Source organism: Methylobacterium sp. C33D (assembly GCF_053345825.1).
In genome coordinates this window covers 19,255-45,197 of record NZ_JBKFAV010000035.1, presented here as the reverse complement: position 1 = coordinate 45,197, position 25,943 = coordinate 19,255, and the positions used below count along the sequence as shown (strand labels likewise).

The 25,943-nt window shown below is 71.8% G+C and carries 21 protein-coding genes; 7 read left to right on the top strand and 14 right to left on the bottom strand.

Annotated features, from left to right (window positions below; translation table 11 throughout):
- Positions 1-63: 63 nt before the first annotated feature.
- The 7 genes from ACLBXO_RS24035 to ACLBXO_RS24005 form a co-directional block, all read right to left on the bottom strand.
- The gene (locus ACLBXO_RS24035) at positions 64-1,080 is read right to left on the bottom strand and encodes a 5-oxoprolinase subunit C family protein (protein WP_447686951.1); all 1,017 of its coding nucleotides are present in this window, start codon (positions 1,078-1,080) and stop codon (positions 64-66) included.
- Positions 1,080-1,814 carry a 5-oxoprolinase subunit B family protein gene (locus ACLBXO_RS24030; protein WP_331317129.1) on the bottom strand — a complete coding sequence of 245 codons (735 nt, stop codon included), beginning with the start codon at positions 1,812-1,814 and terminating at the stop codon, positions 1,080-1,082. The genes ACLBXO_RS24035 and ACLBXO_RS24030 overlap by 1 nt, the downstream gene beginning before the upstream one ends.
- Positions 1,811-2,572 carry a 5-oxoprolinase subunit PxpA gene (locus ACLBXO_RS24025; protein WP_331317131.1) on the bottom strand — a complete coding sequence of 254 codons (762 nt, stop codon included), beginning with the start codon at positions 2,570-2,572 and terminating at the stop codon, positions 1,811-1,813. Before ACLBXO_RS24025 ends, ACLBXO_RS24030 begins: the two co-directional genes overlap by 4 nt.
- A gap of 28 nt (positions 2,573-2,600) precedes the next feature.
- A complete protein-coding gene (locus tag ACLBXO_RS24020) occupies positions 2,601-3,872 on the bottom strand; it encodes an MFS transporter (protein WP_331317132.1) in 1,272 nt (423 codons plus the stop codon).
- Positions 3,873-3,915: 43 nt separating this feature from the next.
- Entirely contained in the window at positions 3,916-4,731 is an 816-nt protein-coding gene (locus ACLBXO_RS24015) for a putative hydro-lyase (protein ID WP_331317133.1), read from the bottom strand.
- Positions 4,732-4,896: 165 nt separating this feature from the next.
- Positions 4,897-5,790, bottom strand: a complete 894-nt coding sequence (locus ACLBXO_RS24010) for a LysR family transcriptional regulator (protein ID WP_331317135.1) — start codon at positions 5,788-5,790, stop codon at positions 4,897-4,899.
- Between the two features lie 159 nt (positions 5,791-5,949).
- Positions 5,950-7,458 carry an oligosaccharide flippase family protein gene (locus ACLBXO_RS24005; protein WP_447686950.1) on the bottom strand — a complete coding sequence of 503 codons (1,509 nt, stop codon included), beginning with the start codon at positions 7,456-7,458 and terminating at the stop codon, positions 5,950-5,952.
- A gap of 806 nt (positions 7,459-8,264) precedes the next feature.
- Between ACLBXO_RS24005 and ACLBXO_RS24000 the strand changes: the two genes are divergently transcribed.
- A complete protein-coding gene (locus tag ACLBXO_RS24000; protein WP_447686949.1) occupies positions 8,265-9,191 on the top strand; it encodes a glycosyltransferase family 2 protein in 927 nt (308 codons plus the stop codon).
- Positions 9,192-9,226: 35 nt separating this feature from the next.
- On the opposite strand, the gene ACLBXO_RS23995 is transcribed toward ACLBXO_RS24000, so the two are convergent.
- From ACLBXO_RS23995 to ACLBXO_RS23980, 4 genes are all read right to left on the bottom strand, one after another.
- Positions 9,227-9,640 (bottom strand): DCC1-like thiol-disulfide oxidoreductase family protein, encoded by a 414-nt coding sequence (locus tag ACLBXO_RS23995; protein WP_447686948.1) that lies wholly within the window; start codon positions 9,638-9,640, stop codon positions 9,227-9,229.
- On the bottom strand, positions 9,637-11,316 hold the full coding sequence (locus ACLBXO_RS23990; protein WP_447686947.1) for a hypothetical protein: 1,680 nt from the start codon (positions 11,314-11,316) through the stop codon (positions 9,637-9,639). The genes ACLBXO_RS23995 and ACLBXO_RS23990 overlap by 4 nt, the downstream gene beginning before the upstream one ends.
- Positions 11,317-11,611: 295 nt before the next feature.
- Positions 11,612-12,364, bottom strand: coding sequence for a glycosyltransferase family 25 protein (locus ACLBXO_RS23985; protein ID WP_331317142.1), 753 nt, complete (start codon positions 12,362-12,364; stop codon positions 11,612-11,614).
- A gap of 119 nt (positions 12,365-12,483) precedes the next feature.
- Complete coding sequence (locus ACLBXO_RS23980; protein ID WP_331317144.1) at positions 12,484-13,821, bottom strand: O-antigen ligase family protein; 1,338 nt, start codon at positions 13,819-13,821, stop codon at positions 12,484-12,486.
- A 418-nt stretch (positions 13,822-14,239) separates the two neighbouring features.
- Here ACLBXO_RS23980 and ACLBXO_RS23975 point away from each other — a divergent pair, with 418 nt between their 5' ends.
- From ACLBXO_RS23975 to ACLBXO_RS23965, 3 genes are all read left to right on the top strand, one after another.
- Positions 14,240-14,638, top strand: a complete 399-nt coding sequence (locus ACLBXO_RS23975; RefSeq protein ID WP_331317146.1) for an exopolysaccharide production protein YjbE — start codon at positions 14,240-14,242, stop codon at positions 14,636-14,638.
- 191 nt (positions 14,639-14,829) lie between these two features.
- Complete coding sequence (locus tag ACLBXO_RS23970; RefSeq protein WP_447686946.1) at positions 14,830-15,939, top strand: efflux RND transporter periplasmic adaptor subunit; 1,110 nt, start codon at positions 14,830-14,832, stop codon at positions 15,937-15,939.
- A complete protein-coding gene (locus tag ACLBXO_RS23965; RefSeq protein WP_447686945.1) occupies positions 15,932-19,099 on the top strand; it encodes an efflux RND transporter permease subunit in 3,168 nt (1,055 codons plus the stop codon). Before ACLBXO_RS23970 ends, ACLBXO_RS23965 begins: the two co-directional genes overlap by 8 nt.
- A 21-nt stretch (positions 19,100-19,120) precedes the next feature.
- Here ACLBXO_RS23965 and ACLBXO_RS23960 read toward each other — a convergent pair whose 3' ends face one another.
- The 3 genes from ACLBXO_RS23960 to ACLBXO_RS23950 form a co-directional block, all read right to left on the bottom strand.
- Positions 19,121-19,903: an ABC transporter ATP-binding protein gene (locus tag ACLBXO_RS23960; RefSeq protein ID WP_447686944.1), complete on the bottom strand. Its 783-nt coding sequence runs from the start codon at positions 19,901-19,903 to the stop codon at positions 19,121-19,123.
- Between the two features lie 85 nt (positions 19,904-19,988).
- Positions 19,989-20,768, bottom strand: coding sequence for an ABC transporter permease (locus ACLBXO_RS23955; RefSeq protein WP_331317152.1), 780 nt, complete (start codon positions 20,766-20,768; stop codon positions 19,989-19,991).
- Positions 20,769-20,776: 8 nt separating this feature from the next.
- On the bottom strand, positions 20,777-21,757 hold the full coding sequence (locus ACLBXO_RS23950) for an aliphatic sulfonate ABC transporter substrate-binding protein (RefSeq protein WP_447686943.1): 981 nt from the start codon (positions 21,755-21,757) through the stop codon (positions 20,777-20,779).
- A gap of 687 nt (positions 21,758-22,444) precedes the next feature.
- Here ACLBXO_RS23950 and ACLBXO_RS23945 point away from each other — a divergent pair.
- From ACLBXO_RS23945 to ACLBXO_RS23935, 3 genes are all read left to right on the top strand, one after another.
- Entirely contained in the window at positions 22,445-23,701 is a 1,257-nt protein-coding gene (locus tag ACLBXO_RS23945; protein WP_447686942.1) for an NAD(P)/FAD-dependent oxidoreductase, read from the top strand.
- A 255-nt stretch (positions 23,702-23,956) separates the two neighbouring features.
- On the top strand, positions 23,957-24,634 hold the full coding sequence (locus tag ACLBXO_RS23940) for a cell division protein DivIVA (RefSeq protein ID WP_331317157.1): 678 nt from the start codon (positions 23,957-23,959) through the stop codon (positions 24,632-24,634).
- Between the two features lie 685 nt (positions 24,635-25,319).
- Positions 25,320-25,835 carry a DUF4188 domain-containing protein gene (locus ACLBXO_RS23935; RefSeq protein ID WP_447686941.1) on the top strand — a complete coding sequence of 172 codons (516 nt, stop codon included), beginning with the start codon at positions 25,320-25,322 and terminating at the stop codon, positions 25,833-25,835.
- The last annotated feature ends 108 nt before the right edge of the window (positions 25,836-25,943 follow it).

The window sequence follows — 25,943 nt, the reverse complement described above, 5'->3', positions numbered from 1 at the left end:
GATCGGGCCGGGGCAGACCGGCCGGGGCCGCACTCTAGACGCTCGCGCGCGGCCGCCAAGCGCTCAGGCGCGGCCGTCCGTGACGCCGCCGACGAGGTTGAGGCCGAGCAGGAAGTCCGACGCGAAATCCGTGCGGATGACCGGCTCGCGGGGGACCGCCTCGCGCAGGAGATCGCGCTCGGCGCGGCGCGCCGCGACCGCCTCCGCTACCGAGACGCGCCGGAACGACAGGCTCGCCCCGCCCCGGACCTGTGCCAGCCGCCCGAGATCCGGCCCGATGACCGTGGCGATCTTCGGGTAGCCGCCGGTGGATTGCCGGTCGGCCATCAGGATGATCGGCAGGCCGTTGCCGGGCACCTGGATCGCCCCCATGGCGACGCCGTCGGAGACGATGTCGTGCCCCTTCGCGTGCCTCAGCGGCGCGCCGTCGACGAAGCAGGCCATCCGGTCGCCGCGCGGCGAGACCGTCCAGGGACCGGCCAGGAACGCCGCGATCTGGTCGGGCGCGAAGTAGTCGTCCTGCGGCCCCAGCACGACCCGGATCTCCCGGCCGTCGCGGATGAGCCAGGGCGCGACGAGCCGCTGCGGCGCTCCGTCCGATGTCCGGCCCTCGGCGACGGGGAGACGGTCGCCCGCGGCGAGGCCGCGCCCGTCGAGGCCGCCGAGCCCCGAGCGGGTGTGGGTCGCCGCCGAGCCGAGGACCGGCGCCACGTCGAGCCGCCCGGCGACCGCGAGGTAGCCCCAGGCGCCCGCGTCACCGGCGCGGACGACGAGGGTCTGGCCGGGCTCGAGGGTGAGCGCGACCGTGTCGGGAAGCGGCACGCCGTCCAGCGCCACGCGGAAGCCCGGCGCCAGCAGGGCGATCTCGACGGCGCCGTCCTGTGCCGAGACGGTGACGCCGCCGGTGGAGATCTCGACGGCGGTGGCGTCGAGGGCGTTCGACGCCGCGCGGTTGGCGGCGGCGTGCATCAGCGGATCCATCGGGCCCGCGGCGGTGATGCCGTAGCGCAGGTAGCCGTGCCGGCCCCCGTCCTGCAGGGTGACGCCCGGTCCGGCGGAGTCGATGACGAGGGCGGGCATCAGCGCGCCTCCCCGCGGCGGGCCACCGGCTCGCCCGCCGCCTCGCGGGCCGTGAGGGCGTCGAAGGTCGTGGCGTCGACGGGCTCGAAGCGGATCAGGTCGCCGGCGCCGACGAAGAAGCTCGGGTCGCGCTCCGGCGCGTAGAGGCGGGACGGCGTCGCGCCGATCACGTACCAGCCGGTCGGCATCGGCACGGTCGCCACCGCGGCGAGGCCGCCGCCGATCATGATCGCGTTGCGCGGGTGCGGCGGTCGCGGGCTCGCCCGCCGGGGCACCGCCAGGGGCTTCGGAAGGCCGCCGAGATACGCGAAGCCCGGCGCGAAGCCGTACATGTAGACCCGGAAGGTCGTGGCCGCGTGGGTCGACACCACGGTCTCCGGGCTCAGGCCGCTCCGCTCGGCGACCTGCGCGACGTCCTCCCCGTGGGGCGCGTCGTAGCAGCAGGGCAGGGTCCAGAGCGTCGGCCGGCCCGCGCGCGCGGTCGCGCCCGCCACCAGCGTGCGGACCCGCTCGGCCAGCGTCCCGCGATCGAGCACCAGCGGGTCGTAGTGCAGCATCAGGGAGCGGTAGGTCGGCACGCGCTCCCGCAGCCCCTCCGGCGGGTCCGCCCCGAGGGCGTCGTCGAGGGCCAGAACCCGGTCGCTGATCGCTGGGTCGACGGTGCTGCCGAACTCGACCACGAGGGCCGCCTCGCCGGCGTCGAGGAGCCGGGGCTCGTCCAGCACCGCGCTCACGGCCGGAACGGCGCCAGCGTCACGCCCGCGCTCTCCAGCCGGGTCCGCACCGCCCGCGCCGTGGCGACGGCGTGGTCGGAATCGCCGTGGACGCAGATCGAGCGGATCGGCGTCGGCAGCGTCCGGCCGTCGGCCGTGAGGATCGCGCCCGCCTCGACCATGCGCAGGACGCGGTCGGCCGCCTCGCCGGCATCGGTGATCATCGCGCCGGGCTGGCTGCGGGGGATCAGCAGGCCGGTCGGCGTGTAGCCGCGATCGGCGAAGATCTCCTGGTGGACGTCGAGGCCGCAGGCCTCGCCCGCCGGCACCTGGGCGGTCAGCGCGATGGCGAGCAGCGCGAGCTCCCGGTCCACCGCGCGGACCGCGCGGGCGATCGCGTCGGCCACCGGCCGCTCCTCGGCGGCGACGTTGGCCAGGGCGCCGTGCGCCTTCACGTAGGTGATGCGGTGGCCGGCATAGGCCGCGAGCGCCTGCGCGGCGCCGATCTGGTAGGCGACGAGCCGCTCGATCTCGGCGGGGCTGTAGGGCATCCGCCGCCGCCCGAAGCCCCAGAGGTCCGGGAAGCCCGGATGGGCGCCGACGGCGACGCCGCGCGCCTTCGCCAGCGCGAAGGTCCGGGCCATGATCTCGGGGTCGCCGGCGTGGAGGCCGCAGGCGACGTTGGCCGAGGTGACGATCCCGAGGATCGCCGCGTCGTCGCCGCAGGCGTAGGCGCCGTAGCCCTCGCCGAGGTCGGAATTGAGGTCCACGCTGGTCATCGCCGCCGCTCCGCGTGCCGATCGGGTCTCACAGGGCCGTAACGGGTTCCGGCTCGGCCGGATCCGCGGTGCAAGAATCGAGCGCGCGGCCCGCCGTCTCCGGCAAGAGAAGCGCCGCGACGATCACGAGGCAATAGGCGCCCGCCGCCACGACGCCGATGGCGACGCCGAGTGTCAGCGAGCCGCTGAGATGGCCCACCACGGCGGGGCAGATCGCGCCCGTGGCGCGGCCGAAATTGTAGCAGAACCCCTGCGCGGAGCCGCGGATCCGGCTCGGGAACAGCTCGCTCAGGAAGGCGCCCATCCCGGAGAAGACGCCGGAGAGGAAGAAGCCCAGCGGGAAGCCGAGGACCAGCATCACCGGGTCGGTGATCGGGATCAGCGTGTAGGCCAGGACGAGGATCCCGGCGCAGAAGCCGAACAGGACGAAGCCCAGGCGGCGCCCGATGCGGTCGGAGAGCCAGGCGCTGGTCAGGTACCCGACGAACGACCCGAAGATAAGCATCAGCAGGTAGCCGCTGGTGTTCAGGACCGAGAGGTTGCGCTCGGTCTTCAGGTAGGTCGGGAGCCACGTGGTCACCGCGTAGTAGCCGCCCTGCATACCGGTCGCGAGGAGGCTCGCCAGCACGGTCCGGCCGATCAGCGGCCGGGAGAAGATGTCGAGGAAGCTGCCGGTGTCGCCGACGTCCCGCATGGCGGCGCGGGTCTGCCGGTACACCTCGGGATCCTCGATGTTGCGGCGGATCCAGAAGATCAGCACCGAGGGGAGGGCGCCGAGCCAGAACAGGATCCGCCACGCCACGGCGGGCTCCGCCAGGGCGAACACGGCCCAGAAGGCGATCGCCGCGCAGGCCCAGCCGACCGCCCAGCTCGACTGGACGAGCCCCACCGCCTTGCCCCGGTAGCGGGCCTGGATCGTCTCGGCGATCAGCACCGAGCCCACCGACCACTCGCCGCCGAAGCCGAAGCCCTGCAGCGCGCGGGTCACGAGCAGCTGCTCGTAGGAGTGGGTGAAGCCGCTGAGCACCGTGAACAGGGTGAACCACGCGACGGTACCCTGCAGGACGACGACCCGGCCGTAGCGGTCGGCCAGGATCCCGGCCGCCCAGCCGCCGATCGCCGAGGTCACCAGCGCGGCGGTCGCGATGTTACCGGCCTCGACCTTGGTCAGGCCCCAGACCACGACCAGGGTCGGGATCAGGAAGGTGTAGACCATGTAGTCGAACGCATCGACGCCGTAGCCCGCGAAGGCCGCGCCCAGGACCCGGCGCTCCGCCGGACTCGTGTCTTTCACCCACATGGCGCAACTCCTTTTCGGACGGGCCGTCACGCGGCCGGGAGGGTCACAGGAACGGCAGGTCGCGGTTGAGGAGGTCGGTGATCAGCATGTGACCGGGCGCGTGGGTGATGCAGAGCGGCAGCCGCGCCGCCATCGCCACCGCCTGCGGGGTGACTCCGCAGGCCCAGAAGACCGGGATCTCGTCGGGCTCGATCGGGACGGGGTCGCCGAAATCCGGCCGCGCGAGGTCGCGGATGCCGATCAGGCCCGGGTCGCCGAGATGGATCGGCGCCCCGTGGACCGCCGGCATCCGGGCCGTCACCTGCACGGCCTTGATGGCGTCCGCCGCCTTCATCGGCCGCATGGAGACCACCAGGGGGCCGTGGAACGCGCCCGACGGTCGCGTGGCGATCGAGGTCCGGTACATCGCGACGTTGCGGCCGAGGGCGACGTGCCGGAGCGGGATGCCCGCCTCGATCAGGCCGGCCTCGAACGAGAAGGAGCAGCCGAGGACGAAGGTGACGAGGTCGTCCCGCCACACGCTACCCAGGTCGGGCAGCTCCGCCACGAGTTCGCCGCCCTCGTACACGCGGTAGCCGGGGACGTCGGTGGCGAGGTCGAGATCGGTCCCGAGCGTCGGCAAGGCGCGGTCGCCGGGCCGCGAGACGCCGAGGATCGGGCAGGGCTTCGGGTTCTGCTGGCAGAAGCGGTGGAAATCCTCCGCCATGGCCCGCGGCAGGATCATCAGGTTGCCCTGCGCGTGGGCGGGGACGAGGCCCGAGGTGTGGCCCCGGAACCGACCCGCGCGGATCGCGCGCCGCGCGTCCGCCGCGTCGACGAAGACAGGTGGCGCGCCGTCGGCGCCCGCGTGCTGGCTCACCGCTCTGATCTCCCTGGCTGGTCGTCGCGCGCCGGAACGGCCGCGTCGGCCGCCCGTATTCCGCAAGATCCCGATCGCTTCAGCGATTCATTTCCTGCGGCAACGATCCCATTGCGCCGCGGGTCACGCCAATCGTGATTGCGAATGGGGCGCGATAAACCGGACTTATCGGCCGGTGGCCCAGGTCTCGGCGACGTCCTGGGCCAGACGGGCCGCGTCCGCCACGAAGTGGTGGGCCGGCCGCTTCGTGTGCATCGCCGTGAAGGTCAGGTCCGAGAGCTGCGGCTCGGCCCGCAGGACGCGCAGGGTGCCGGTACGGAGCTCGGCCTCGACCACGGCCGGCGGGATCACGCAGATCCCCAGGCCCTCGACGCCCATCTTCACGATGGTGGCCAGGGAGGCGCTGGTGTGGATCTGGCTCGGCAGGAGGTTCTCCTGCAGGACGAGGTCGCGCAGCTCGACGTAGGGGCTGGTGTTGCGCGGGTAGGTGATGAGCGGGTGATGCAGCAGCGCGCCGAGGCTCAGGGGCTCGTCGCCCGGCAGCAGGCCCGGCGCGGCGATCCAGGCGACGGGGGTGCTGAACAGGGGCCGGTTGGCGAAGCTCGGCAGGGTGATCGGGCCGACGAGGAGGGCGAGGTCGATCTCGTCGGCCACGAGGGCGGCCTGCATGTTCGGCGAGATGTCCACCGTGATGTCGACGCCGATGCCGGGATGGGTGGCGCGCATGCGCTCGATGAAGCGCGACAGCCACAGGTGGACGATGGTCTCGGACACGCCGAGCCGCAGGGTACCCCGCGTCCGGCCGGTCTCGTGCAGGGCCGCGCTCATCTCGGTCTGGAGCGCCAGGAACCGCTCCGCGAAACCGAGGAGCAGGCGTCCCCGCTCGGTCAGCGCCACGTCGCGGCTGCGGCGCTCGAACAGGGTCCCGTACTCGTGCTCCAGGGCCGCGATGCGCTGGGAGACCGCCGGCTGCGTAGTGTTCACCTTCTCGCTGGCGCGGCGAAAGCTCGAGAGTTTCGCGACCCAGTAGAACACCTCCAAGCTGCGGAAATCCGCCATCCCGCGATCGTCCCGCCTCGCCGCCGTGCCCGGTCATATCGCGCTCCGGCGCGCGGAAGCGCAAGCGTGCGGCTGCCCGCTCAGTACGGGAGAGGGGACCCGCGCCTCGCGCACACGCGCCCGGCGATCGCCCCCGTCTCGGGATGACAGGGAACGGCTCTAGAGATCCGACACGGTCGTGGCGGGGCGGGCCGGGCGCATGTGCGCGAGCAGCAGGCGCGCTTCCGCGACGAGGGGATGGTCGAGGTACCAGAGGCCGCAGGCCCAGCCGGCGATGCCCGCGGCGATCGCGGCCGCGAGACTCGGGAGCGGTGTCTCGGCCGACCAGCCCCAGGCCGACATCGCCACGATGGCGGGCGCGACGGCGATCGCCGTCAGGGTGGCGGCGTGAAGGTAGATGGGGGCGTAGTCGCGCCGGAACGTGTCGGTCATCCGCTCGAGATGCGGCCGATAGAGGCCGACGGCCAGGAACGCCTCTCCGATCCGGGCCGCGCCCGCGCCGCCGAGGCCGAACAGGCAGCCGATGCTGAACATCACGAGGCCGGCGCCGTGGCGCAGGAACTCGAACCGCGCCTGCAGGGCGGTCTGATCCCGGATCAGGAACACCTCCCAGGTCATGCTGAGCGAGGTCAGGACGATCGCCGCCAGGGACAGCAGGCAGAAGGGCAGCGCCGCGCCCTCCCAACCCGGCCCGAGCAGGACGCGGACGATCGGCCCGGCCAGGACGGCCGCGCCCGCGAAGGCCGGCCAGAGCAGCACGGTGATCATCCGCAGCGTGTGGAGGTAGCAGGCGCGCAGGGACTGACCGTTCCGTTGCTGGTTCGCGAGGTCCACGAAGGTGATGCGGGTGATCACCACGTGCAGGTGGTCCCACATCAGGGTGTTGAGGCTCGCCGCGCGGGAATACAGGCCGAGGGCGCTGAGCCCGAGCATCCGCCCGAGGACGAGGTCGCCCATCCGGCCGGCGATCCCCGCGACCCCCGCGATGGCGAAGAGCCGGCCGCCGTAGGTCAGGATCTCGCGCCAGCCGGCGAGGCCCATGCGCAGCGACACGTAGCGCAGCCCGAGGCCGTTCGCCGCCAGCGCCGCCGCGACGGCCCCCGCCGCCTGCCCGTAGGCCTGGCTCATGTAGCTGAAGCCGAGGAGCGCCAGCGCCAGCATCGCGCCGCTGGCGACGAGACCGCGGAGCATGTTGACCAGGGCCACGCCGCGGAAGTTGCCGTGCCGCTCGATCATGGCCGCCGGGCGGAACTCCAGCGCGCCGACCAGCGGCACGACGGCCAGGATAGCCAGGGCGCGCTGGACCTCCGGCTCACCGAGGAGGACGCTGCCGAACACGCTGAAGGCCAGGATCAGGATCGCCGCCGCGCCCGACAGGATCAGGTTCACGGTGAAGACGCTCGCCAGCAGGGCCGCGTCCACCCGCTCCGCCCGGACGATGTAGCTCGACAGGCCGCAGGAGCGCAGCGTGGACAGCAGGCCCGCGATGGCGGCGGCGAGGCTGAAGATGCCGGTCTCGTGGGGCGTGAGCAGGCGCGCCAGGGCCAGCGAGGTGCCGAACTGTGCCAGGAACAGCCCGCCCTGGCAGAATCCCATCCAGGCCAGGCTCCGGCGCTTCGAGAACGCGGGCGGCGCCGTCGCTTCCGGCTCCTCTCGGAGGTCTGCCATGGGATCCTTCGGACGCAACAGGGGAGCGGCGCCGGCTGCGGACAGCGCGCGATCGATCGGAACGGCTTAGCGGTGCCGCGGCAGCCGCGTCAGCTGGCCAATCGGAGGACCGGGCCCACGCCCGATGGCCGAGGGCAGATCGGCCCGCCACGAAGTCCAAGCACCGCAGCGGCGCCGGAAACCCTCGACATTCTGCCGGGGCAGAAGCGCTTCTCCGTCGTCCCGGTGGCTATTATCGGATCGCTACGCCAATAAAAAACAGCATCCGATATATTCATAAACTATCGAACGCTCGCTGGGCTTAAGTTTAAAGCTCTGGTGCGTTGTCGTACGATTCCATGGCCATGAAACTCGCGATCGGTGCGGATCTCGACCGATCCGATGTCACATGATGGCCGATGACGGCCGCGAATGCTGCGAAACTGACGGGTCGGCGTGCTCTGTTGCGATCTCGAGGGCCGTTGGGCGCGCCGATGCTTCAGCTTTCCAGGGTTACGGGAAAAAGTATCTGCCGTGTGTTCTCCTTTATGCCCCCGTGAGAAATCGAATGCGACCGATCATGGCCCGATGTGGGCGCGGATCTGATCTGCTTCTATAGCCTTCCCGATGTTCGGGGCGGCGGATCAGATGCCTCGCCCCCGTCGATTTTTGCGGCGCGACATCTGCCAGACATTTGGTTCCCCATCCAAAAGGCGTAGGCCTGCCTACCGCGCACGGATCGAGGAATTGCGATAACATTACTATATCTTGTCTTCGGCTTGCTTTAGAAGGCCGTATTTCTGGCAGTATCGATGGATTAATGCCAAATGAAGATCAGCTTCATCGTATGTACCCGGAACCGTGTGGCGTCCCTGCTGGAAACGCTCGCCTCGGTCGTCCGCGCGATCGAGGCCGCGCCCGAAGCCCAGGCCGAGATCATCGTCGTCGATAACGGGTCGCGCGACGGCACGGATACGGCGTTGACGCGTTGGGCCGCCGCGGTCTCGACCGATCGATTCGATGTCCTGCTCCTCGCACAGTCGCGCCCGGGTGTCGCGGGATCACGGAACGCCGCGATCGCGCGCTCGTCGGGCGATATCATCGCGTTCATCGACGACGACTGCGTCGTGTCGGATCATTATCTGCGGGATCTGACCGCCCATTATGCCGGCGATACGGAAAGCGTCATCCGCGGTGGCCGTGTCGAGCTGGGGTCTTCGCAGGATATCGACTTCACCACGAAGACCGAGGTCCGAGCCAGCCGCCTGACGCACCCGGTCCATCCCGGAGGCTTCGTCCATGGTTGCAACATGACCTGCAGCCGCGCCGTCATCGAGCGGATCGGCGGCTTCGACGCGGCGTTCGGCCCCGGGGCGACGTTCCGCGCGGCCGAGGACACGGATTTCATCTACCGCGGCTGGGCGGCCGGCGTGGCGGTCGAGTACGTGCCCGACATGAGCGTCAAGCATTTCCACGGGCGCCGGGATCCGCGCACGATCGACCGGCTGCACTGGAACTATCAGTTCGGCAACGGCGCGCTCTACGCCAAGCACATCGGCCGGAGCCCGTGGCTGATCAAGCACCTCTACTGGTCAGCCCGCAACGCCGCCCGCGAGCTGGTCGGGGGGCCGTGCTTCGACGCGCGTCTCGGCCTGACCTGGCGCGCCATCGTGAGCGCCAACCTGAGCGGCGTCCTGGCCTTCGCTTGGCACAGCGCGCGGACGCTGCTGACGCGCGCCCCCGTTCGGGCGTAGGCCCCCGTTCCGGCGAAGGCCGGAATCCGGCCCGCTCAGCGGGTCGGCGCGCCGCCGGGCTGGGCGAGAAGGCTCCGGCCGAGCATCAGGAGCGTGACGCGCCGCCCGAGCTTCATTGCCGGGTAGAGCAACCGCGCGCGGCCGGGGCTGCGCAGCAGCCGCGCGAGGAGCCGGCTGGCCACGCCCCGATCATCGCTGAGGCGTGACAGCAGGACGAGGGCGTCCGGGCCGTAATACAGGTCTGGCCCGTGGCGGACGACCATGCCCTCGTTCAGGTCGTACCCGCGCCGGGCGATCTCGTCGACCAGCGGACCGCCGCTCCGGGCATCCACCAGGGCGACGACGCCCACCGACCGGCGCAGCGCCATCAGGTGTACGTAGTTGGAGCAGAACGGGCATTCGCCGTCGTAGACCACCGTCAAGGCGGCCTCGGTCGAGGGGCTGGTCATGGGGTCAGGTCGATCCTGTGCTCGGCTTCGGACACCACGCGGCGGACGGTGACGCCGTCCTGTACGCTGAAGCAGACGGATTCGCGCCGGTACACGTAGGCGACGATGTCGGCCATGGCGAGCGTGTCGAAGCCAGCGGCGTACTGGAGCGGCACGAAGAAGTGGTGCGGGTAGAGCGCGTAGGGGAACAGACCCGTCCTATCGCGGATCGTGCGCGCGAGGCGGTGGTAGCCCCGGACGTAGGCGTCGATCGCCGGCCCGTTGATCTCCGACTTCGAGTATTCCTGGCCCATGCTGTCCGAGGCGGTCAGGACCGGGACGTCGCAGGTCGTCGAGGCCGTGACCTTTCGAAAGACTTGCGTGCCGCCGTTCGGGTTGTCGAGGGCGAAGGCATGCGCCGCATCGGGCGCGCCGTAGGCCATGTGGGCGAACGGGTAGGAGTAGAAGGTGAAGAAGTTGGTCGGCACGTAGTGTCGCTGACCATTCCGGTCGATCGCCTCGAAATACATCTTGTTGTTGGCCAAGGTGTCGTACCAGCCGAGCCAGGCCTGGGTCATGAAGGTGTTGCCGGTCAGGATGAACAGCACCGACAGGATTCCGATCGAGACCGGCGGGCGCTCGTAGTGCCGGCTGACGACGACGGCCGCGATGGCGAGGTTCAGCATGATCCAGGGGGCGAAATTGGCGCCCATCAGCACGATGATCGACAGGTGCATCATGTCGAAGCCGAGCAGCAGGAGCAGCAGCCCGCGGCGCGGCATGAGGATCCCCACGAGAGCGATGCCCTGACCCAGCAGGATGAGGGTGTTGGTCAGCGCGCTCGAATGGCTCAGGATCGTCCGCATCGCCGCCACGAGCATGGGCCAGCCCGCGTAGAACACGTGGTTGTTGTCGAGGCCGACGACGAAGATCTTGCCGGGATCGTTGTTGAGCAGCCAGGAGAACGGGCCGTCGTCGAGCGTGACCTTGGCGAGGAACGAGGAATAGTAGTTTCCAAGATGGATGCTGATCGCTGCCGCGATCAGCACCTTCGCGAACATCGTGCTGGCCGCCGCGACGTCCGCCCGCGCCGCGGTGCCCAGGCCGGGCCAGTAGCGGATCCGCGCGGTCACGTGGGCCACCAGCAGGCCCGCGACGAGGCAGAAGCTCACCTCCGCGAGCGGCAGCACGTCGATGATGTGGCCGTGCCAGAGACCGGTCACCCGGATGACCGCCTGCTTGCTCCAGACCAGGTAGGTGGCGCTGATCAGGGCGAGCGATGGCCAGCGCAGGCAGAGCACGCCGCCGGCCACGGCCGCGACCCACAGCACCGCGATGGCCGTGACGGCGACGGTCGCCTTCGCCCCGGGCAGAATGACGGGGAAGAGCGGGTAGTGGATCAGCGCGTAGCCGCCCGCGATCACGCCGATCATCTGCAGCAGCCGGACCGACGCGAGGTCGGCGGCGGCGGAGCGCACCCGCGTCATCGCGAGGGCCAGCGCCACGGGCAGCACCACGCCGTAGTAGTCGTTGATCGCCGTGACGCCGTGCGAGACCTTCAGGAGGACCAGCAGGCCGCCGATCTGCGCGAGGAGGATCAGGTAGAAGCGCGCCCGGTCCGCCGCCGGGCGGACGAGGCGTCGCAACGCCGACTCGATGGACTTGTCGGGGCCGGTGATCGGGAACGAGCTGCTCATCGTCTGTCTTCCGCCGCGCTGGTGCGACCGCCGCTGCGCGAAGCGACGACCTCTCTTCCTCCAGGGCCCGCGACGACGGAGCGGCCTGCGGCCGAACGGATCCCACCGTCATGCGGGCGTCTCGAGGAGAGCCTGCCGCGGACGTGTCCTGCCGCTGCGGGCTCCTGCCTCACCGCGGAGCTTGGCGCTTCACGGAGCCGTGAGAGGCTGCAAAGAGGGCGATCGCCCCTACGCCTTTCGTCTATCCCCGCCGGCGCGCACCCGGATCCGTCCCATCGCGCCGCGGCCGGACGGGTCAGCGCGGCGCCTGCGCTGCCAGGGGCGAGGTCTCGTCCACGAGAAGCATCTTGGCGGCGATCCGCTCCTCCAGGACGCGTCGCCGCGCGTCGAACAGCGGCTTAAGAAGGGCGCTCCCCTTCAGGAAGGCCGCGACCCTGGAGCGGGACGTGAAGATGGTCGACTCGAAGGGCTTGCGGGACACGGCATTCGGCACGAGCGCGCGACCGCGCCTTACCGCGCCGCGCTCGAAGAAGTAGCTCCAATTGTCCGACGTCACCGCGACCGGTCGGTTCGCGCGCAGGATTCCCTCGGCCGCCGACCGGGTGATGACGTAGGCCGCCGTCGTTCCGAGGCTGCCCATGTCCATGGGCAGGCACAGCCGGTACCCGCCGATGGTCACTGCGTCGACCGAGCTGAACGGCCCGGCCGCCTCGGTCCAGTTGAACAGCTGAACGACGTCGCCGGGCCGCAGAGTTGCCTCGATGTCGGCCACGATCTGATGGATCTGCGGTGGCAGGACGACGTCGTCCTCGACGATGAGCGCGTGAGGCAGGTCGAGCGCGATCATGCGCTCGTAGGCGCTCATATGGGACATGGCGCACCCGATCTGGCCGGCCGTCAGGTCGGGTTGAGACGGGGCGTTCGGATCCGGGACCGGGCCCTCGAAGCCAGTGATCTCGCATTGCGGCCCCCAGACCGCGGCGAGGTGCTGGGACAGATAGGCGTGCCGTTCGCGGAACCGGCGCAGGGAGATCCCGAAGCAGTACATCGTAGTCACCTCTGATAGGGCCTGTCGGGCCGGCCGGTCACGATCCGCCCCGGTCCAGACGTCCGACGCCGGCCGACCGCCTTCCTGTTGGAGACTGGCCGCCGCTCAGGCTCGTGGGGTCAGTCGCGGGCGATCGGGTCGCTCCCGTCGGGGGGCGGCGACCGAACCACCGGAAGGATCGCGGCCAGGAGGAGCTGGTGAAGGCCGTGATTGACGAAGAGCGGGCACTCGAAACAGACCAGGACGAAGAGCTGGCTCATGAACAGGATCGGCCAAGCCTCGACGTAGCCGGAGGAGCGCGCGAAATGGGCGATCACCCGGCGCGTGGTGTCGAGCAGCGCGGCCGTGAACAGGACCAGCCCGACGATCCCGAACGCGACGGCCGTGTCGATGAAGTTGTTGTGGAAGAACCAGAGCTTCTGCTTGGTGACGAAGTGCAGGTAGGCGGCCGTGGTGAGCGGGCTCTCCCAGTAGGCCTTGTAGCCGATGCCGATGAGCGGCTCCCGCCAGAACTGGTCGAGCCCGAACTGCCAGAGGATGGTGCGGCCGGTCAGCGTGGTGTCCTTGCCGAGATCCGACAGGACACTCGCCGAGATATCTGCACCCCGCGCGGCGACGACGAGGATCGCGACGCCCGCCAGGGCGATGGCGATGCCGAGGCAGAATCCCGTCACGTGCTTCCCCTGGCGCCACGCGAAGATCGCGGCGAGCGGCATCAGCCCGACGGCGGCCGCGACCAGAGCCGTGGCCGAGTGCGTCGCCACGAGGAGAACCAGGGCCAGGCAGAACCCGAACGCGGTCAGGAGACGGTTCCAGCCCTGCAGGAACAGGCACGCCGCGCAGAGGATCTGGAGGCTCGCGAGGGAGCCGAGGACGTTCTTGTGCGAGTAGATCCCGGCCCAGTTGCCGTCCGTCCCGCGCGTCAGGCCGGGCGCCGCCACCGTGAGAATGGCCGACAGGACCTGCCCCAGCAGGAGACCGAGGAAGACGATCCTGACGAGGCGGGACAGACCCATCGTCGTCCGCAGGGTGATGCCGGCCACGATCGTCGCGAGCAGTTGCAGCCCGTGATAGGCCGAGAGGCCGGGCGTCAGGGACCAGAGGGCGGACGCGATCGCGAGGATCGGCCAGCTGAGCAGCAGCAGGCGGCTGCCGAACAGCGTGGCGGCGAGGTCGCGGCGCAGGACCAGGAACGCGAAGGCGATCATGTCGCTGCAGATCCAGATCGCCTTGTCGATGCCCGGCAGCTTGATCTGCTCGCCGACCACCGGGGCGAAGAGGAACAGGACGATCCACGCGGCGGCGGCCAAGCCGAGCCGCGGCATGGCGTCGGCGCTCTCGCCCGATCCGCCGGCGCCGGCCCAGCGCTGCTCCGACCCGTACGGCCCGAGCGGCGACCAGGCGAGGCCGCTCGCTGGGCCCGGTCCAAGGCTCGCCAAGTCTCGTGGAAACGCCATCGCTCGATCTCGGACGCCCGGGGTGAGGCCGTGTCCCGTCCGCTCCCCGGACGGACACCGCTTGAGGCTGCAGCGGACACGCCCCCTCGCGACTCGACGCTAGCCCGGGCATTCCGGACTCAGAACTCGACCAAACGAGGTAGCGGCGGCTCGCGAAGGACGGGCCTCTCGGGCGGCGTCGCGGCCTGCTCGGGCATGACCGGCGTGGCGGGATAAGATGCCGCACCCGGACCTCCCCATCGCGGCGTCGGTCCCGCAGCGCCCTGCGAATATTGTCTGTTTTCATACGATCCGACCCCGTTCAAAGCTCCGAAACTGCGGGATCGATGCGTGTCATGTCGAAGAACCAGGGAAATCCGTCGGAACTCATGGGACGATTAGGCACTTGGGAGTTCGATAAATCCTGGAGGAGCGTTTGATGAAGGTCTCTCGTCTGTCCGGCGCGGTTGCGCTTCTGGCCCTCGTTGCCGGTCCCGCCCTCGCGGCGCCGTGCAACACCGGAACCACGAAGCCGAAGACCCCCGATCAGCAGGCTTCGAATCCCCAGAGCTCCGACGTCGACAAGTCGAGCAAGAACCTCGCGGGCGGCAATCAGCCCGCCTCGCCCGGCACGGTCGGTGCCATGAACAACGCCGGCGCGACGCAGACGGCGGATCGTCAGGCGCAGACCAATGCCGGCGCCAAGTCGAACGCGACTGATCCGGCCGCCGCGAACTTGGCCGGCGGCAATCAGCCGGCTTCGCCCGGCACGGTCGGCGCCATGAACAAGGCGGCCGCCGATCGGCAGACCGCCCCGGTCTCCGGCAACGATTGCTGATCTGAATCCCCTCGGCCCAGCACGTGGGAAGCCCGCCTCGCACTGTCGAGGCGGGCTTTCGCATTCTCGCCCCACGCAGGATCGAACCCCAACCGTTGCCGAGCGTGACGGTTTGAGGTGGCCGTTTTCGGGTGTATCTGGCATCGAAAACGGGTAGATTCGGCAATCACGGTGAGGGGGAGGATCGCGACGTGGGTGGTCGCCGGGCGCTGCTGCTCATCGGAGGGATCCTGCTGGCCGCGGCCGGTCTCGCCGTCACCCAGACGGGCGAGCGACTGCGGGCCGATGCCGGGCCGGTCGTCGCGGAGATGCGGGCGCGCGTGGCGGCGCTGATACCCGAACGGCGGGACGCGTCGTCGGCCGCCGCACCGCTTCCCGCACCGCGCACCGCCATCGAGGACGGCCGGACTCTCGTCCGACTGACGCCAGCCGAGCGCGCGCGGATCGGCCTCGTCGTCGAGGCGAGGCCGGCCACCCTTCACCGTGAGGAACTGACCGCCTACGGTAGTGTCCTCGATCTCGCCCGCATCACCGAGCTGACCAACAGCTACGCGGGCGCCGTGGCGGCGCTCCAGACGGCCCGCGCCCGGGTCGAGGTCTCGGCCAGCGCCGCCCGCCGCGCGCGGGCGCTCGGCGCCGGCGTGGTGGCGGTGGCGCAGATCGAGACCGCCGAGGGCACGCTCCTGACCGATCAGGCGTCGGTCACGGTGGCGGAGTCGCAGGTGCGCACCCTCGCGGCGACGGCGCGGCAGGAATGGGGACCGGTGCTCGGCCGAGCGATCATCGAGCGGTCGCCGCTGGTGACGCGTCTGATCGAGCGGACCGACTTCCTCATGCAGGTGACCTTGCCGCCGGGGGAGACGCTGCCGGAGGCGCCGCAGGCCGCCTTCGCCGAGGTGCCGCCGCAGAGCGAGCGCGTCGCCCTGCGGCTGGTCTCGCCGGCGACGCGGACCGATCCGCGGATCCAGGGGCAGAGCTTCTTCTATCTCGTCTCCGGGGACAGCAATCTCCTGCCCGGAACCAGCACGATGGCCTTCCTACCGGCGCCGCGGGCGGTGATGGGCGTCCTCGTGCCGGAGGACGCCGTCGTCCACGGCGAGGGCGGCACCTGGGTGTATCGCGGGGCCGGCGACGGCGCCTACGTGCGCCACCCGGTCCGGCCGGACGCGCCGATGTCGGCCGACGCCTTCGTGGTCGAGGATCTGCCGGACCGCAGCGAGATCGTGCTCCGGGGCGCGCAGGCCCTGCTCTCGGAGGAGATGAAGAGCCGCATCCGCGTCGTCGGCGACGACGATGACTGAGCCCCTCGCTGCCGCCGGCCGCGGCGGTCCGCAGGCTGCCCTCGTCGGCTTCGCCGTCCGGTTGCCCCGGGTGGTCCTCGCGCTGGCCTGCGCGGTCCTCGTCTTCGGCCTCTACGCCCTCGCGGGCGCCCGCTACGATGTCTTCCCGGAATTCGCGCCCCCGACCGTCACGATCCAGACCGAGGCGCCCGGCCTCGATTCGGAGCAGGTCGAGGTACTGGTCACGCAGCCCGTGGAGGTGGCGGTCGGCGGCCTGCCGGGCCTGGAGACTTTGCGCTCCACCTCGATCCAGGGCCTGTCGGTGATCACCGCCGCGTTCCGGGCCGGCAGCGACGTCGACAGGATCCGCCAGCGGGTCAACGAGCGGCTGGCCGCGCTGGCCGGTCGCATGCCGGACGGCGTGGCCGCGCCCGCAATGACCCCGCTGACCTCGTCGACCCTGACCGTGCTCCTCGTCGGGCTCACCTCCGAGACCCGCGACCCCATGGACCTGCGCCAGCTCGCGGAATGGACCGTGCGCCGGCGGCTCCAGGGCGTGCCCGGCATCGCCCAGGTCTCGATCTACGGCGGCGGCGTGCGCGCCCTGCAGGTCCAGGTCCGCCCCGACGACCTGATCCGGTTCCAGATCGGCCTCAACGACGTCCTGGCGGCCGCTCGGAAGGGGACCGGCGTGCGCGGCGCGGGCTTCGTCGACACGCCGAACCAGCGCGTCCTGCTCCGGACCGAGGGCCAGTCGCTCACCCCGGAGGCGCTCGGGCAGATCGTGCTCCACAACGACGGCGGGGCGAGCGTGGTCCTCTCGGACGTGGCGACCGTCACGGCCGCGCCCGAGCCGGCGATCAGCGCGGCCCTCGTGGACGGCAGGCCCGGCGTGCTGCTGATGGTCGGCGCGCAGGTGGGCGTCGACACCCGCGCCGTGACCGCCCGCCTGGAGGCGGCCCTCGACGAGTTGCGCCCGGTCCTGAAGCGCGACGGCGTGAGCCTGCGGACCGACCTGTTCCGGCCGGCGAACTTCGTCGACGTCGCAACCGGCAACGTGATCCAGGCGCTGGCGCTCGGCGGCGTGCTGGTGGTGATCGTGCTCCTGATCTTCCTGGCGGACTGGCGGGCGGCGCTGATCAGCGCGACGGCGATCCCGCTGTCGCTGATCGCCGCCGCCCTCGCCCTCCAGGCCTGGGGCGAGAGCCTCAACACGATGACCCTCGGCGGGCTGGCCCTGGCCATCGGCGAGGTGGTCGACGACGCGGTGATCGGTGTCGAGAACGTCGCGCGCCGCCTGCGGGAGTGGCGGGGCGGACGGCGCGGCGTGCCCCGCGCGGTGCTGGCCGCGATGCTTGAGGTGCGGACCTCGGTCGCCTACGCGACCCTCGCGGTGATCCTGATGTTCCTGCCGGTCCTGGCGCTGACCGGCGTCGCCGGCCGCCTGTTCGGTCCGCTGGCGCTCGCCTACATCGCGGCCGTCGTCGCCTCTCTCCTGGTGGCGCTCACGGTCACGCCGGCCCTGGCGCTCCTGCTCCTCGGCGGCCGGACGGCGCGCGACCCGGGCGCGGCGCCGCCCGACCCGCCCGTCGTGCGCTGGAGTCGCGCCGCCTACCTGCGGCTGCTCGCCGGGATCGGGCGGTTCCCGCGGATCGCCATGGCGGGCGCCCTCCTGGTCTGCCTCGCGGGGGCCGCCATCCTGCCGACCCTCGGCGCGGTGTTCCTCCCCGACCTCAAGGAGGGGCACATGATCCTGCACATGGTCGCCATCCCCGGCACCTCGCTGCAGGAATCGGAGCGGCTCGGGACGCTGATCACCGGCGACCTGAAGGAGATCCCGGGCGTGCGCGCCGTGGCGGCGCAGATCGGGCGGGCCGAGGCCGCCGAGGACACTGCCGGGCCGCATTACAGCGAGATCCACATTGACCTCGAGCCCGGGCTCGACGGCGCCGCCCAGCGCCGGGTCGAGGTCGCCATCCGGCAGCTGACCGCCGGCTTCCCGGGGGCCGCCTTCTCGCTCAAGACCTTCCTCACCGAGCGCATCGAGGAGACGGTCTCGGGCTTCACCGCCCCGGTCGTGGTCAACGTGGTCGGCAGCGACCTCGACCGGATCGAGGCGGCCGCCCGCTCGGTGTCGCAGGAACTCTCGGAGGTGAAGGGCGCCCGGGACGTGCAGCAGGCCTCGCCGGCCGGGCTGCCGCAGGTCACGGTGGCGCTGCGCCCGGTGGACCTGCGGCACTGGGGGCTCGACCCCGTGGAGGTGCTGGAGGCCGTGCGCACCGCCTACCAGGGCGACACGGTCGGTCAGACCTATCGCGGCAACGCCGTGTTCAACGTGCTGGTGATCCTCGACGCCCGCGTGCGGGACCGCCTGAGCGCGGTGGGCGACCTGCCCCTGCGGACTCCCGGCGGGCGCTACGTCCGGCTGTCGCAGGTCGCCGACGTCTACGAGAGCGCGGGGCGCTACCAGGTCCAGCATCTCGGCGCGCAGCGGGTGCAGGCGGTGACCGCCAACGTCGCCGACCGCGACGTGGCGGGCTTCGTCGCGGCGGCCAAGCGCAAGATCGCCCGCGAGGTGCGGCTGCCGGAAGGGGTCTACGTGACCTTCGCGGGCGCCGCCGAGGCGCAGGCGGCCGCCCGACGCGACCTTCTGGTCCATGCCGGGATGGCCGGCTTCGGCATCGTGGTGCTCCTGGCGATCGTCACCGGTTCCGCGGCGAACCTGCTCCTGGTCCTCGTCAACCTGCCCTTCGCCTTCGTGGGCGGCGTGGCGGCGGCGGCGCTCACCGGCGGGGTGCTGTCGCTCGGCTCGATAGTCGGCTTCGTGACCCTGTCGGGCATCTCGCTGCGCAACAGCGTGATGATGATCGCCCATTACGAGCAGATGGTCACACGGGACGGGCGCCCCTGGGACGCCGCCACGGCGGCAGAGGGTGCGGCGGACCGGATGGTGCCGATCCTGATGACCTCCCTGGTCACCGGCCTCGGCCTGCTGCCGCTGGCCCTCGGCGCCGGTGAGCCCGGCCGCGAGATCGAGGGCCCGATGGCCCTCGTGATCCTCGGCGGCCTCGTCACCTCGACGGTGCTGAACCTGCTGGTCCTGCCGGTGATGGCGCTGCGCTATGCCCGGTTCCGGCGCGCGGATTCCGCGGATCTGGAGCTGACCGCGATCGGGTCCTGAGGGCGCGGATCGCCGGCGGCCCTACCACCAGCTCGCGCGGGTCTCGGGGGCGGCCGGCCGGCTGCTCGTCGCCGGGCGCAGGGAGTGGTCGAGGGCGGCCAGCACGCGGCGCACGGCCTCCTCGTAGGTCGCCGCCACCGGCTCGCGCGGCCGGGCAAGCCCGACCGGGACGGTCTCGTCGAGGCGCCCGGGCCGGGGGCGCATCACCACCACCCGGTCGGCCAGGGTCACGGCCTCCCCGACATCGTGCGTGACGATCAGGATCGTCGGCCTCGACTCGGCCCAGAGACCGAGGAGCTGGTCGTGCAGATCCTTCCGGGTGAAGGCGTCGAGGGCGGAGAACGGCTCGTCGAGGAGCAGCACCCGCGGCCGCGCCACGAAGGCCCGGGCGATCGCGACGCGCTGCTGCTGGCCGCCGGAGAGCTCGCGCGGCCAGCGGCCGCCGTGCTCCGCGAGCCCGACGCGCTCCAGGGCGTGGGAGACGCGGGCGCGGCGCTCGGACCGCGGCAGGTCGGCGAGGCCGAAGCCGACGTTGCCGGCCACGTCGAGCCAGGGCAGCAGGCGCGGTTCCTGGAAGACGACGCCCACGCTCGGATGGGGCGCGCGGATCGTCTCGCCGTCGACCGCGACGGCCCCCGCGCTCGCGTGGTCGAGCCCCGCGATCAGCCGGAGCAGAGTCGTCTTCCCGCAGCCCGAACCGCCGATCAGCGCGAGGATCTCGCCCTGCTGCACCGACAGGTTGATGCCCGCGAGGGCCTGCGTGCCGTCCGCGTAGGTCTTGGAGAGGTCGTCGACGGTCAGCACGGGCGTCTCGCGGCGGACGTGACAGGAGGATCGCGGTGCTGGCCAAGCCCCGGTACCGCGGTGCGGGGCCGCCCCGGTGCGGCGGTCACAGGCTGTCCCGCACGGTATCCTGCCATCGGGTCAGGGGCGCTGTCAGCGCGACCAGGGCCATGTCGGCCGCCTTGCCGACGAGGGCGAAGGCGATGATCGCGGCCACGATCTGATCGGGCTTGCTGAATTGCTGGCCGTCCACCAGCAGGTAGCCGAGACCCTCCGATGCGCCCATCAGCTCCGCCGCCACGACGAACAGGAAGCCGAGGCCGAGCCCCGTGCGCAGGCCCACGAGGGTGGCCGGCAGCACGGCCGGCAGCAGGATCCGGCGGGCGAGGGCGAGGCGCGACAGCCGGAAGATCCGCCCGACCTCGACCAGCTTGCGGTCGACCGAGGCGATCGCGCCCGAGACGCCGACATAGACCGGGAAGAACACGCCCACGGCGATCAGCAGAACCTTCGGCGTCTCCAGGATGCCGAACCACAGGATGAAGAGCGGCACCCAGGCGAGCGACGGGACGGCCCGCAGCGCCTGCAGGCTCGGGTCGAGGAGCCAGCGCAGCGGCGGGACCGTGGCGACGAGGGCCCCGGCCAGGATCCCGGCGGCCGCGCCGCACAGGAAGCCGAGCCCGACCCGCACGAGCGTCGCCTCGACATGCATCCAGAGATCGCCCGAGGCGGCCAGCGCCCAGAGGGTCGCGCCGATCCGGCTCGGCGGCGGGAGCAGCCGCCCCGACGCCGCACCGCTCGCGACCGCGATCTCCCAGCCGATCGCCAGGATGACCGGCAGCAGCAGGCCCAGGCCGGCGCGACCGCCCCGCCGCAGCAGCGGCACGCGGCCGCTCACTGCCCGGCGACGGGATTGAAGCGCGTGTCGAGCAGGCCGTCGACGGACGCGGACACGTCGGTGCCCGCCGGGATGATGCCTGCCTGCTGGAGCGCGGTGCCGGCCGCCTTGATCGACTGCGCCTGGGCGGCGCCGATCGCCGGCTGCGACAGGTCGGTGCGCTCCAGCTGCCGGGCGATCACCGGCTCGGGCAGCTTGGTGGCCGCGACGAGGGCGGCCGAGAGCGCCTGGGGGTTGGCCAGCGCGTAGGCCCGCGCCCGCTCGTAGGCGGCGATCACCGTCCGGACGAGGTCGGGGTGGGCGGTGGCGAAGTCCTCCCGGACGTCGAGCAGGCCCCAGGTATTCGCCGCGGCGTCGCGGTAGACCAGCACGTCGCCGTTCTCGATCTCGGCCGCCGCCATCATCGGGTCGAGGCCGGCCCAGGCATCGACGTCGCCCCGGTCGAGGGCGGTCCGGCCGTCCGCGTGCTGCAGCAGCACGAGCTTGGCGTCGCGCTCGGTGAGGCCGGCGCCCTGGAGCGCGCGGATCAGGAAGATGTGCGGATCGGTGCCGCGGGTGACCGCGACGCGCTTGCCCTTCAGGTCGGCGGGCTTGGCGATGCCGCTGTCCTTGCGGGTGACGAGGGCCGTCCATTCGGGGCGCGAGTAGGCGTAGATCGCCTTGATCGGGTTGCCGTTGATGCGCGCCACCAGGGCCGCGGCGCCGGCCGCCGACCCGAAATCGATGGCGCCGGCATTCAGGAACTCGAGCGCCTTGTTGGAGCCGAGCGACTGGACCCACCGGACCTTGATGCCCCGCGGCGCCAGCGCCTCCTCCAGGAAACCCTTCTCTTTCAGGAGCAGGCCGACCGGGTTGTAGGTCGCCCAGTCCAGGCGGATCTCCTTCGGATCGTCGGCGCGGGCCTCGCGCGTCGCGACCGCGGAGAGGCAGGCCAGGGCGAGTCCGGCGGCCAGGAGGGATCGGCGGGTGGAGCGCATGGTCGGGCCTGATGTCGTGGCGAAACGGAGGGCGGGGTGCGGGGCCGGCGCGGGGCAGGGGATCCGCTCCGCGGCGCGGATCCGAGCGGTCTCGTCCGGCCGGCTGGGTTCAGGGGCGCGGCGCCGTCGGCGAGACGATCGGCCGGGCGTATCCGGCGCGTCCGACACCCAGGACCGCCCCGATCGCGCGATCCGCGCCGACACATCCCCCGGCTCCGGGATCACGCCCGGTCCGCCCCTGCGTCTTCATCGTACCTGCGCGGCCCTCGGCGTGACTGTGAATGCAAGATCCTGTCGGCCGATCGCGGAGTCAACAAAAGGGCTTTCTCTACTTCGCGGTGTCGAAGCAAGAATTTTCGGTCGGTCGACCCAAGACGAGAAGAAATTACGCGTCCTCGCGCGCGAGGACGCGCGCGAGGAACGGCGTCTGTCCTCCCCGGCCGCGCCGCAGCCACGCTGGAGCCGCGCGACGGCAGCGCGCGGCCCGCACTCTCGCGAGACCGCGGCTGCGGGTTGACGGGTCTTTCCGGCGCCCGATGGCGCGCCAGGGTGGCGGTTGCCACGACGGCCGAACCGCCGGCGCTCGACTGTCGGAAGCGATCTTCGCCCGCGCCAGGACTGTAACCGTTGCCGCATCGCCGAGCGACGTGCAGAGTTCGACGACTCCGGCACGAGGGGAGCTCTGCCATGGTCTCGAGAATCGTCGTGATCGGCGGCGGCTTCGCCGGTCTGTGGGCCGCCGCCGCCGCGGCGCGCGCCCGGACCGAGCTCGGCCTGGGCGAATGCGTCGCGGTCACGGTGATCGCGCCGGACCCGTTCCACGTCATCCGGGTCCGCTGCTACGAGACCGATCTCAGCGCCCTGCGCGTGCCCCTCGACGACGTTCTCGGGCCGATCGGCGTGGAACGCCGCGAGGCGCGCGCGATCGACATCGATCCCGCGGCGCGCACGGTCACGGTCGAGTCCGCCGCGTCGGCCGGCGGCGTCGGGACGCTGGCGTACGACCGCCTGATCCTCGCGGCCGGAAGCCTGTTGTGGCGCCCCGAGATCCCGGGAATCGAGGGTGCCCTCGATGTCGACACCTTCGCGGGGGCCCAGGCCCTCGCGGCGCATCTCGATCGCCTCGGTGACGCGGGCGGGCCGGACGAGGCCGGCCGCTGGACCGCCGTCGTCATCGGCAGCGGCCTGGTGGGACTGGAACTCGCCTGCGAGCTGCCCGCCCGGCTCGCGGCCGCCAGGGACCGGGCCGGGGGCACGGGTCCGGTGCGGACCATCCTGATCGACAGCGCGCGCGAGGTCGGAAGCGCCATGGGTGCGGCGGCCCTGCCGGCGATCCGCCAAGCCCTGAGCGAGGCCGGCGTGACCTGCATCGGCGGTGCGCGGGTCGGTGCCGTCGATCGGGCCGGGGTGACGCTGGCGGACGGAACGCGCCTGCCGGCGTGGACGAGTGTCTGCGCCACCGGCATGCGGGCGAGCCCGCTGGGCGAGACGCTCGGCCTCCCCCGCGACCCGCTCGGGCGCGTGCCGGTCGATGCCTTCCTGGCCGTCCAGGGGCTCGCCGACGTCTACGCGGCCGGCGACATCGCCTCGGCGGCGGCCGACGATGCCGGTCACCGCACGGTTATGTCGTGCCAGCACGCCCGGCCGATGGGGCGGTTCGCGGGGTACAACGTGGTCTGCGATCTCGCCGGCCGGCCGGAGCGGCGGCTGCGCTTCGCCGCGCCCGATTACGTCACCGTGCTGGACCTGGGCGCCTGGGGTGCGGTCTACACCTCCGGTTGGGACCGCGGCACGCTGGTCTCGTCGGGCGCCGCCGCGAAGGCGACGAAGCGGATCATCAACGGCACGCGGATCTATCCGCCCCTCGACGGCGACGCCGCTTCCATCCTGGCCGCCGCGTCACCGATCATCCAGGCTGCGCCCGCGACGCAGACCGCGCGATGATGCCGGACCGCTCGAGGACGGCGCGGAGTCCGGGTCCTCGACGCTCGATGGACTGATGGCAGCAGGCGAGGCGCGCTGGAGAGTGGCGTCGGCGCACGGACAAATGTCGCGCCGCCCCCGCTACGGCCTCCCGAGACTGATAGGAGCCCGCGCGAATGGGCCGAGGCTGGACCGCCAGACCGGCAGTTAACCACCCATTAACTATACCGGAGATTGTATTAGCTATCGCAAGAATCCCGTCAGGGTAGAGACAGCATGGTCGCGGCCCCTACAGCCACGTGGTCCCATATCCTCACGCAGGTCGCCGACAGCCTGGACCGCTTCGTCGACGGCCCGTCCGCCGAGATCCTGAAGCTCAAGCCATCCTTCGACACGGTCGCGGGGCCGGCCGCGCTGTCCGCGCCGCGCATGGAGGCGGCCGCGCACCCGCCGATCCTGCCGGAACCCGCGGTCAACGATGCCGGCCCGGCGCCGACCGCCTCCGAGCCCGAGGGGGTGTCGGACTGGATGAGCACGCTCGACATCATCAACGGCATGGCCGGCCGCGCCGAGGCGCAGAAGCAGCGCCTTCAGGAGCAGAGCCTGTCGCACGAGGCCGCCCTGGCCGCCGCGCAGCGCGCGCTGACCGAGACCCAGCATCGCTTGCAGCTGTCCGAGATGCGCGTCCGCGAGGTCGAGGCCCGCGCCGACATCCGGCTGCAGCGCGTCCAGGCCGAGGCGGAGGCCCAGGTCCAGGACATCCGCGCTGAGGCCGAGGCCCGGGTCCGGACGATCCGCGCGGAGGCGGAAGCCTGGGTTCGCGCCGCCGAGGAGCAGGTCCGCGTCGCCGACCTGCGCGCCGAGACGGCCGAGAAGTGGCTCGGGCGGATCGACGCGGCCGCCAAGGCGCTCCTTCTGGGCAGACCCACGGGCCGCGGGCCGTCGGGTGCCTGAAGCCGGCGTCCGGGGGCAGGCCCATGCTGGCTTCGGCCGTCCGGCCCCGCCGGAGCGCCGCGCCAGGGCGCCGGCCAGGACCCGAGGCCGGCGGCGCGACCGGACGCGGGCGGATCGTCGAGACCGTTCGCTCGATCGCAGGCGCGCGCCCGCTCGGCACGTGGATCGCGTCGATAAAAGCTGTCGCCGCGGCCGCGCTCGCGCTGCTCCTCTGCGGCTGCGCCTCGACCCGCGCACCGACTTCCGCCATCGCCGCGGCTGAGCCTTGGCCACTCGCACAGGCGGCAGCATCGCCGCCCGGTCGGGCCCTGGACGTGGATCCGTCCGCGTGGCGCCTGCGGCTCACCCGCCTCTGACGGCGCTCAGGCGGCGGCTCGGCGCACGGCTTTCCCGACCTCGAACATCGCCGCGCCGGGCCGCGTGCCATCCCCACCGACCCGGCGGCGCAGCGAAGATCCCCGAGGCGGCCGACGCGCGCCTCGGGGATCGCCGTCGCCGCGTGCGCGGAGGCGTCCTGTCCGCGCGGGCGCGCGTCATCGGCAGCGTCGGCGGGGGATGAGTGCCGATACTGATAAAATTTGCACGATCCGAGGCATAATCGAACGAATATTGAAATCCGATAGCATCACCGTGTATTCTCGGCGTGCAGGGCCGCGCGGGTCGGCCCGCTTCAGGAGGCAAGGTCATGGGCGCGAACCGGCGCGACGGGGTCCCGGACTTCTCGGGATACCCGGACCTCGTCGTGATCTATCTGGGCATGAAGGTCCGGACCTTGGCCGGCGTGAAGACCCTGCTCGGCTTCGGGCCGCGGATCGACAGGGTCGGCGCGGCGCGCCCGGAGGGCCTGCTGCACTACGAGAACAACATTATCTTCAGCCTGCGCCCGCTGCATGTCGGCATGCGCTGGTACTGGCGGGACATGGACAGCATGGTCGCGTGGTCCAAGTCGGAGCCGCACCGGATCTGGTGGCGGGATTTCCTGCGCGACACGCGCGGCGTCGGCATCTGGCACGAGACCTACCACATGCGCGGCGGCATGGAGGCGATCTATCACGACGTCGCCGAGCCGGTCGGGTTCGCGGCCTTCATGCCGATGCAGGAGGCCCGGGGCTCCCTGGCGACGCGGCACGGGCGCTGCGCCTCGTCCGACCTGCGCGACCTGCCGGCCGAGAACGCGCCGGACGCCGCGGTCCCGCGCTGACGCCCCGCCCGCCGCACCGGCCGGGCTCTCGCCGCGCCGTGACGGCGCGCGGCGAGACGCGGGGTTCGCCCCCGCGGGCGGGTCGGCTAGACACCGGCTGCCGCGCGA